We start from the raw sequence: 8,446 nt of genomic DNA, 5'->3' as shown, positions 1-8,446 counted from the left end.
GCCGCGGCCGCGCCCGCCGCGGGAGCGGCGGAGCTGGTGATCAGCAGGGCGCCGGAGGTCTGCCTCCTGGGCACGGCCACGCCCGCGGAGCCGGGCATGTTCGATCCGGTCGTCAAGATCAAGCGGGAGCGCCCGCAGGTGGCGGTGGTGGTGCTCGGCCCGGTGCCGAGCCCGCGCGGCATCGCCGCGGCCTTCGCCTGCGGCGCGTCCGGATACGTACGCCACGACGAGCGCATAGAGGGAGTGGAGCGCGCCATCATGAAGGCGCGCGCGGGCGAGGCGGCCGTCGCGCCCCAGTTGTTGCAGGGCGCCTTCAGCGAACTGCTCAACCCGGCCGCGCAGCCGGACGACGAGGGCCAGCGCCTGCTGCAGATGCTCACGCCGCGCGAGGTCGAGGTCCTGGTGCGGGTCGCGGACGGCGAGGACACCCGGCTGATCGCCGCCGGCATGGGGATAGCCCCGAGCACGGCGCGTACGCATGTGCAGCGGGTCCTGATGAAGCTGGGCGTCGGCTCGCGTCTGGAGGCCGCCGCGCTCGCCGCGCGCACGGGTCTCCTGGAGCGGGCCGAGCGCCCGCCGTCGGCCTACGCGGACAACGGCGACATGGCGACGGGGCCCGAGTCACCGCAGTGAACCCGGGCCCCGTGCAGGCCGGTTGACTCCCGGGGACCAGCCGTCCCCGGGGATCAGTCGTCCTCGGGCTCCTGCGCGGGAGCCGCGGTCGGGCGCAGCCACAGCCAGCCCAGGAAGAACAGGCCGAGGGCGAGCATGCCGAGGCCGGTCCAGAGGTTGATGTTGATGTCCTCGGCCTTCCTCAGGTCGGCGTCGGACGCGGTGATGCCGGCGATCGTCACGATGACGCCGTAGACGACGAACAGGCCGCCGATGATCCGCCGGATGTCGAAGAGGCGGGCGGCCGTCGCGGACTTGCGCTCCAGCTCGGAGACTTCGTTGTGCAGGTCGGACATGGTGTTCGGTCCTCCGATCGGGGCTAGAGCGAGTACGGCAGGTAGCAGGCGGCGGCGAGCACGATCGCGCCCCAGCCGAGCAGGGCCGGCTTGCGGTACCACGCGTCGTCGCCCTCCTCCACGCCGTCGTCCTCGAGACCCGGCGAGGCCGTCCCGTAGACCAGACCGGCCAGTTCGGCCTCCGGCTTGGGGGCGGTGAAGAGCGTGACGACGACCATCACCACGGCACCGGCGACGAAGCCGACGATCGCCGAGACGAAGTTGGCGCCCTGGTCGGTCGGGATGTCGATGACGCCCTGCTTGTAGATCCAGAAGTAGTTGACCATCGCGGCCGTCGTGCCCGCGAGCAGGCCCCACACACCGGACTTCATCGAGGCGCGCTTCCAGAACATGCCGATGATGAAGACCACGAACATCGGGACGTTGAAGAACGAGAACAGGGTCTGCAGATACCCCATGATGTTCGAGAAGCTCGACGCGATGAAGGCCGTGCCGATCGAGGCGATCACGCCGATCGCCGTGATGAGGCGGCCGAAGCGCAGGTAGTAGACGTCCTCGCGGTCCTTGACCACGTACTTGGCCCAGATGTCGTACGTGAACACGGTGTTGAAGGACGAGACGTTCGCCGCCATGCCCGCCATGAACGCGGCGAGCAGACCGGTGACCGCGATGCCGAGCACGCCATTGGGCAGCAGCTCCTGCATCAGATAGGGGATCGCGTCGTTGTACGTCAGGTCCGATCCGCCGGTGCCGATCTTCGGGACGAGGACGGCGGCGACCAGGCCCGGGATCATCACCAGGAAGACGATGAAGATCTTCGGGAAGGCGGCGATCAGCGGGGTGCGCTGGGCGGCGCTCAGGTTCTTCGCGGAGAGCGCGCGCTGCACCTCGGCGAAGTTCGTCGTCCAGTAGCCGAAGGAGAGCACGAAGCCGAGGCCCAGGATGATGGTCAGCCAGTTGGCGCCGAGCGGGTTGGCGTCACCGATGCCCGTACCGCCCCAGGCGGTCAGGAAGTTGTCGCCGTGCTGCTTCTCGATGGAGCCGGTCAGACCGTCCCAGCCGCCGACCTTCTTCAGACCGATGACGCAGATCGGGATCAGCGCGGCGAGGATCACGAAGAACTGGAGCACTTCGTTGTAGATCGCCGAGGAGAGACCACCGATCGTGATGTACGCGAGGACGAACAGGCCCGCGACGACGATCGCCACCCACTGCGGCCAGCCGAGCAGCGCCTCGACGACGATCGAGAGGGCGTAGAGGTTCACGCCCGCGATGAGGATCGCGGCGAAGGCGAAGAGCGCCGAGCTGAGCAGGTGCGCGGACTTGTCGAACCGCTGGAGCAGGAACTCGGGGACCGAGCGGACCTTCGAGCGGTAGTAGAACGGCATCATCACGAGGCCGAGGAAGACCATCGCGGGAATGGCGCCGATCCAGTACCAGTGGACGACCGCGACGCCGTACTGCGCGCCGGTGGCGGCCATGCCCAGGATCTCGGTGGCGCCCAGGTTCGCGGCGACGAAGGCGAGACCGGTGACCCAGGCGGGCAGGGAACGGCCGGAGAGGAAGAAGTCGAGGCTCGTCTTCACGGAGCGCCGGGCGGCGAATCCGATGCCGAGGACCACCGCGAAGTAGATCGCGAGGATCGCGTAGTCGAGGCCGTTGGTGGGCAGCCGAAGCCCCTCGGCCAGGGTGTGAGTGGGGGACTGCATGGAGGAACTCGCTTCGTTGCGCGAACGGATCAGACGGGAACCTACGCCCCTCGCTTCAATAACTGAACAGTTCTGTTGGTGTTCTTTGTTTGATTGTGATCGAGCTCTCGGGGACTGCCGGAAACGGCCGGAAACGCTCCGGTGAGAACCCGGGCATTGACGGAGCTGTTGGCTTGTGATTTGTTATGTGCGGTTCTGTTGGGTGGGTGATGAGGAGCCCCGGACGTGAAGAAGACCTCGACCCGTCTCGCCGACGGTCGTGAGCTCATCTACTACGACGTGCGCGACGACGCCGTCCGCGAGGCCGCCGACCGGCGCCCGCTCGGACCCGTCTCCACCACGTCACAGGTCCGCCGGGACCCCCTCCTCGGCGACTCCGTGGCCATCGCCTCGCACCGCCAGGGCCGCACCTACCACCCGCCGGCCGACGAGTGCCCCCTGTGCCCCTCCGCCGGGGACCGGCTCAGCGAGATCCCCGACTCCTCGTACGACGTCGTGGTCTTCGAGAACCGCTTCCCCTCGCTCGCGGGCGACGCGGGCCGCTGCGAGGTGGTCTGCTTCACCTCCGACCACGACGCCTCCTTCGCCGACCTCACCCCCGGCCAGGCCGCGCTCGTCCTGGAGGCCTGGACCGACCGCACCGCCGAACTCGCCCATCTGCCCTCGGTCAAGCAGGTGTTCTGCTTCGAGAACCGCGGCGCCGAGATCGGCGTGACCCTCGGCCATCCGCACGGGCAGATCTACGCCTATCCGTTCGTCACCCCGCGCACCGACCTGATGCTCCGCTCGCTCGCCGCCTTCAAGGAGTCCTCGGGCGGCGGCAACCTCTTCGACGACGTCGTCGCCAGGGAGAGCGCGGGGGAGCGGGTCGTCCTGGAGGGCGAGCACTGGGTGGCCTTCGTGCCGTACGCGGCGCACTGGCCCTACGAGGTGCACCTCTACCCCAAGCGCCGGGTGCCCGACCTGCTCGCCCTCGACGAGGCGGCGCGCACGGAGTTCCCGCGGATCTATCTGGAACTCCTGCGGCGCTTCGACCGGATCTTCGGCGAGGGGGAGCCGCCCACCCCGTACATCGCGGCCTGGCACCAGGCGCCGTTCGGGTCCCTGGACGGACATGAGGGCATCAATCGTGATGATTTCGCCCTCCACCTTGAACTTTTCACGATTCGCCGCACTTCGGGCAAGCTGAAGTTCCTCGCGGGTTCCGAATCCGGCATGAGCGTGTTCATCAACGACGTGCCGCCGGAAGCCGCGGCCCAGCGACTGCGAGAGGTAGCGAGTTCATGAGCGGTAAGTACCTGGTCACCGGTGGAGCGGGCTATGTCGGAAGCGTGGTCGCCCAGCATCTGATCGAGGCCGGGCACGAGGTGACGGTCCTCGACAACCTCTCGACCGGGTTCCGCGAGGGCGTCCCCGCCGACGCCACCTTCGTCGAGGGCGACATCCGCGATGCCGCCAAGTGGCTGGACTCCTCCTACGACGCCGTGTTGCACTTCGCCGCCTTCTCACAGGTCGGCGAGTCCGTCGTGAAGCCCGAGAAGTACTGGGACAACAACGTCGGCGGCACCATGGCGCTGCTCGCCGCCATGCGCGACGCCGGCGTGCGCAAGCTCGTCTTCTCCTCCACCGCCGCGACGTACGGCGAGCCCGTGAACACCCCCATCACGGAGACCGACCCGACCGCCCCCACCTCGCCCTACGGCGCCTCCAAGCTCGCCGTCGACCACATGATCACCGGCGAGGCCGCCGCCCACGGCCTGGGTGCGGTCTCGCTGCGCTACTTCAACGTCGCGGGCGCGTACGGCGCGTACGGCGAGCGCCACGACCCCGAGTCGCACCTCATCCCGCTGGTCCTCCAGGTCGCGCAGGGCAGGCGCGAGGCCATCAACGTCTTCGGCGACGACTACCCGACCCCCGACGGGACGTGCGTGCGCGACTACATCCACGTCGCGGACCTCGCCGAGGCGCACCTCCTCGCGGTCGCGGCCGCCGCCCCCGGCGAGCACCTCATCTGCAACCTCGGCAACGGCAACGGCTTCTCCGTGCGCCAGGTCATCGAGACCGTCCGCGAGGTCACCGGCCACCCCATTCCCGAGGTGGTCGCCCCGCGCCGCGGCGGCGACCCGGCGACCCTCGTCGCCTCCGCCGCCACCGCGCGCGAGAAGCTCGGCTGGAACCCGTCCCGCGCGGACCTCGCGGGCATCGTCGCCGACGCCTGGGCGTTCGCCCAGCGAAAGGGGTAGTCCATGGGCACGGCATCCGAAGTCGCCGAGCAGTTCCGGCAGTTGTACGGGTACGCGCCGGACGGCGTCTGGTCGGCCCCCGGCCGGGTCAACCTCATCGGCGAGTACACGGACTTCAACGAGGGCTTCGTGATGCCGCTCGCCCTGCCCCACACCGCCGTCGCCGCCGTGGCGCGCCGCACCGACGGTGTGCTGCGGCTGCACTCCGCGGACATCGACGCCCCCCTCGTCGAGCTGCGCGTGGACGAGCTGACGCCGCTGTCCGACGGGGGCTGGGCCGCGTACCCGGCCGGGGTCGTCTGGGCGCTGCGGGAGGCGGGGCACGCGGTCACCGGCGCGGACCTGCACCTGGCGTCGACGGTCCCGACCGGCGCGGGCCTGTCGTCCTCCGCCGCCCTGGAGGTCGTCACCGCCCTCGCCCTGGACGAGCTGTACGGACTCGGTCTCTCCCGGCCCGAGTCGGCCGTCCTCGCCCAGCGCGCCGAGAACGCCTTCGTCGGCGTGCCCTGCGGCGTGATGGACCAGACGGCGTCGGCGTGCTGCACCGAGGGCCACGTCCTGCACCTGGACTGCCGCGACCTCTCGATACGGCAGGTGCCCTTCGACCTGGCGGCGCAGGGGCTCGGGCTCCTGGTCGTCGACACCCGGGTGAAGCACGCGCTCGGCGACGGCGCCTACGCGGAGCGGCGCGCCGGGTGCGAGGCGGGCGCGCGGGCGCTCGGGGTGTCCCACCTGCGCGACGTCCCGTACGCCCGACTCGGCGAGGCGCTGGAGAAGCTGACGGACGAGAAGGTCCGCCGGTACGTGCGCCACATCGTGTCGGACGACCACCGCGTCGAGCGGGTCATCGAGCTGCTGGACGCCGGTGACGCCCGCGCGATCGGCCCCGTCCTCACCGAGGGCCACGCCTCGCTCCGCGACGACCTGCGCATCTCCTGCCCGGAGCTGGACCTGGTGGTGACCTCCGCGAACGCGGCGGGTGCGCTCGGCGCCCGGATGACCGGCGGCGGCTTCGGCGGCTCGGCGATCGTCCTGGTGGAGGCGGCGGACGCGGACGCGGTGACCAAGTCCGTCCTGGAGGCCTTCGACGCGGCGGGGTTCACGGCGCCGCGCGTCTTCCCCGCGGTGGCCTCGGCGGGGGCGCGCCGCGAGGCGTGACCCCCTCGGCGCGGGCGCGCGGGAGCGCGGGCGGCGCCTAGACCAGCCGCTTCGTCAGCGTGAACTCCTTGACGCCCTCGGGGTAGTCGGGGATCACGCACACCAGCTCGTAGCCGTGGGTGCGGTAGAAGCCGGGGGCCTGGAAGTCCCAGGTCTCCACACGGGAGTTGAGACAGCCGCGGTCCTCGCGGGCCGTGCGCTCCGCCTCGGCGAGCAGCCGCGAGCCGAGGCCCGCGCCGCGGTGCCGCTCGTCGACCCAGAGCTGGTCCACGTGCAGCCAGCGGGCCCAGGTGTGCCCGGCGAGCCCCGCCGCGAGGCCGCCCGCCGCGTCCAACGCCCAGAGCGCCAGCGGTACTTCCTGGTCGGCTCCCGTCCCGCGCAGGGCGCGCAGGGCGGGGGAGGCCGCCGTGTTCGTCTCGCTCAGCCGCGAGCGAAGCAGACCAAGCCGCTCTTTGTCGACTCCTGTCTCCATACGAAACATACGGCTCACCATAAACGCGTCGGCCGACCAGTTCTGCAAATCAGCTTCCGCTCCCGGCCTCCGGCCCTACTCTGAAGGGCAGTGCCGGTGGGGGCCGGCGCTGATCAGGGGGCGAGACAGTCGGGTACGACGCCCGGCGTGGGGGTGGCACAGCAGTGCACGGCGGCGGCCGTGCGACTGCCGCGACTCCCGTTCCGGGCGCCGTACCCGCGCCGATTCGATCTCCGGCGATCTTTCGACGGGGACATCCCCCGCTCCTCGGAAGGGAGCGCGGGGAAGGGGGTTTCTGTGGTCCGCATTCGAGTCCTGGTCGTCGACGACCACCGCATCTTCGCCGAGTCGCTGGCCGCCGCGCTCGCGGCCGAGCCCGACGTCGACGTGTCCGCGGCCGGCAGCGGCCCCGCCGCGCTGCGCTGCCTGGAGCGGGCGGTCAACGAGGGGCGCAGATACGACGTGCTGCTCGTCGACGCCGACCTCGGCAGCGCCGCGAGCGCCCTGCAGGGCAACCGCCCGGCGGTGCCCGTCCAGGAGGGCAACGCGGACGGGCTCGTGGACGGCATCTCCTTGGTGGCGGGCGTCCGCTCGGGCCAGCCCGCGGTGCGCACGGTCGTGCTCGCCGAGAAGGACGACCCGCGCCGCGCGGCCCTCGCGCTGCAGGCCGGGGCCTCCGGCTGGGTCGCCAAGGACTGCTCGCTCTCCCGGCTCCTGACGGTCATCCGCGGTGTCCTGCGCGACGAGACCCATCTGCCGCCCGCCCTGCTCACCGGCGTGCTGCGCGAGCTGACCGCGGCCCGCAAGCACCGCACCGAGTCCGAGCGGCTCGTGGAGTCCCTCACCCCGCGCGAGCGCGAGGTCCTGCGCTGCATGGTGGCGGGCCTGGGCCGCAAGGCGGTCGCCGAGCGTCTCTTCCTCTCCCCGCACACGGTGCGTACGCACATGCAGAACGTCCTGGGGAAGCTGGGCGTCCACTCCACCCTCGCGGCCGTGGCGCTGGCCCGGCGCGCGGGCGTCGGCCCGGTCGACCTAGCCGGGGATGTTGTCGAACGGGGCGGTCAACTGGCGTAGCAGTCCCGCCAGTTCGCCCCGCTGGGCGCGGGAGAGCTCCGCGAGGATCGCCCGCTCCTGTTCGAGCAGTCCGGCGAGGGCCTGGTCCGCGCGGTCCCGGCCCTCGTCGGTGAGGCGCACGAGCACGCCGCGCCGGTCGCTGGGGTCCGGCAGGCGCTCGACGAGGCCCTTCTTCGCGAGGCGGTCGATGCGGTTGGTCATCGTCCCGGACGTCACGAGCGTCTGCGTCAGGAGCTGGCCGGGGGAGAGCTGGTAGGGCGCGCCCGCGCGGCGCAGCGACGTCAGGACGTCGAACTCCCACGGCTCCAGCTGGTGCTCCGAGAAGGCGAGTCTGCGGGCGCGGTCCAGGTGCCGCGCGAGCCTGCTCACGCGGCTGAGTACCTCGAGTGGTTCCACGTCGAGGTCGGGGCGCTCCCGGCGCCACGCCGCGACCAGCCGATCGACCTCGTCCTCCATGGCGATCAGTGTAGGGGGTCTGTCGACATGAAGTCTCTTGACGTCAAGATATTTCGGGTTCACGATGGCGTCACCGGACGTTTCGAGGAGGCCCTTCATGCCCGCAGCCGACGCCACCGCCTGGGATCCGCGGCAGTACCTGCGCCACTCCGACCACCGGGCCAGGCCCTTCGTCGACCTGCTGGCCCGGGTCCCCGACCTCCCCGCCGAGGGCCGCCCGCCCCGCATCGCCGACCTCGGCTGCGGCCCCGGCAACGTGACGCGGCTCCTGGCCGAGCGCTGGCCCACCGCGCACATCACCGGGTTCGACAACTCGCCGCAGATGCTGGCCAGGGCCGACGGGCTGGCGGGGCCGACCGGGGGAGG

10 protein-coding genes are annotated in these 8,446 nt (G+C 71.2%); 6 read left to right on the top strand and 4 right to left on the bottom strand.

Annotated elements, in window-relative coordinates:
* Window positions 1-633: LuxR C-terminal-related transcriptional regulator (locus AOK22_RS24265; protein ID WP_055700829.1), on the top strand; the 633-nt coding region annotated here is incomplete at its 5' end.
* A gap of 53 nt (window positions 634-686) precedes the next feature.
* On the opposite strand, the gene AOK22_RS24260 is transcribed toward AOK22_RS24265, so the two are convergent.
* Complete coding sequence (locus AOK22_RS24260; protein WP_055700828.1) at window positions 687-968, bottom strand: hypothetical protein; 282 nt, start codon at window positions 966-968, stop codon at window positions 687-689.
* A gap of 23 nt (window positions 969-991) precedes the next feature.
* Complete coding sequence (locus AOK22_RS24255) at window positions 992-2,677, bottom strand: sodium:solute symporter family protein (protein ID WP_055700827.1); 1,686 nt, start codon at window positions 2,675-2,677, stop codon at window positions 992-994.
* 225 nt (window positions 2,678-2,902) lie between these two features.
* Here AOK22_RS24255 and galT point away from each other — a divergent pair, with 225 nt between their 5' ends.
* Genes galT through galK form a run of 3 tightly spaced genes read left to right on the top strand, consistent with a single transcriptional unit; the run spans window position 2,903 to window position 6,078 of the window.
* The gene (gene galT, locus AOK22_RS24250) at window positions 2,903-3,964 is read left to right on the top strand and encodes a galactose-1-phosphate uridylyltransferase (RefSeq protein ID WP_055700826.1); all 1,062 of its coding nucleotides are present in this window, start codon (window positions 2,903-2,905) and stop codon (window positions 3,962-3,964) included.
* Window positions 3,961-4,920 carry a UDP-glucose 4-epimerase GalE gene (gene galE, locus AOK22_RS24245; RefSeq protein ID WP_055700825.1) on the top strand — a complete coding sequence of 320 codons (960 nt, stop codon included), beginning with the start codon at window positions 3,961-3,963 and terminating at the stop codon, window positions 4,918-4,920. The genes galT and galE overlap by 4 nt, the downstream gene beginning before the upstream one ends.
* Before the next feature lie 3 nt (window positions 4,921-4,923).
* A complete protein-coding gene (gene galK / locus AOK22_RS24240; protein WP_055700824.1) occupies window positions 4,924-6,078 on the top strand; it encodes a galactokinase in 1,155 nt (384 codons plus the stop codon).
* A 37-nt stretch (window positions 6,079-6,115) separates the two neighbouring features.
* Here galK and AOK22_RS24235 read toward each other — a convergent pair whose 3' ends face one another.
* Window positions 6,116-6,571, bottom strand: coding sequence for a GNAT family N-acetyltransferase (locus AOK22_RS24235; protein ID WP_107102018.1), 456 nt, complete (start codon window positions 6,569-6,571; stop codon window positions 6,116-6,118).
* Window positions 6,572-6,847: 276 nt separating this feature from the next.
* On the opposite strand from AOK22_RS24235, the gene AOK22_RS24230 reads away from it, so the two are divergent.
* A complete protein-coding gene (locus AOK22_RS24230) occupies window positions 6,848-7,624 on the top strand; it encodes a LuxR C-terminal-related transcriptional regulator (RefSeq protein ID WP_055700822.1) in 777 nt (258 codons plus the stop codon).
* Here AOK22_RS24230 and tamR read toward each other — a convergent pair.
* Entirely contained in the window at window positions 7,583-8,080 is a 498-nt protein-coding gene (gene tamR, locus AOK22_RS24225; RefSeq protein ID WP_055700821.1) for a MarR family transcriptional regulator TamR, read from the bottom strand. The two genes, AOK22_RS24230 and tamR, sit on opposite strands and share 42 nt — an antisense overlap.
* Before the next feature lie 97 nt (window positions 8,081-8,177).
* Here tamR and AOK22_RS24220 point away from each other — a divergent pair.
* On the top strand, window positions 8,178-8,446 hold a 269-nt coding region (locus tag AOK22_RS24220), incomplete at its 3' end, for a methyltransferase domain-containing protein (RefSeq protein ID WP_157872277.1).

This window comes from Streptomyces silaceus (assembly GCF_001419745.1).
Taxonomy (GTDB): Bacteria; Actinomycetota; Actinomycetes; order Streptomycetales; family Streptomycetaceae; genus Streptomyces; species Streptomyces silaceus.
This window is presented reverse-complemented; position numbering and strand designations above follow the sequence as displayed.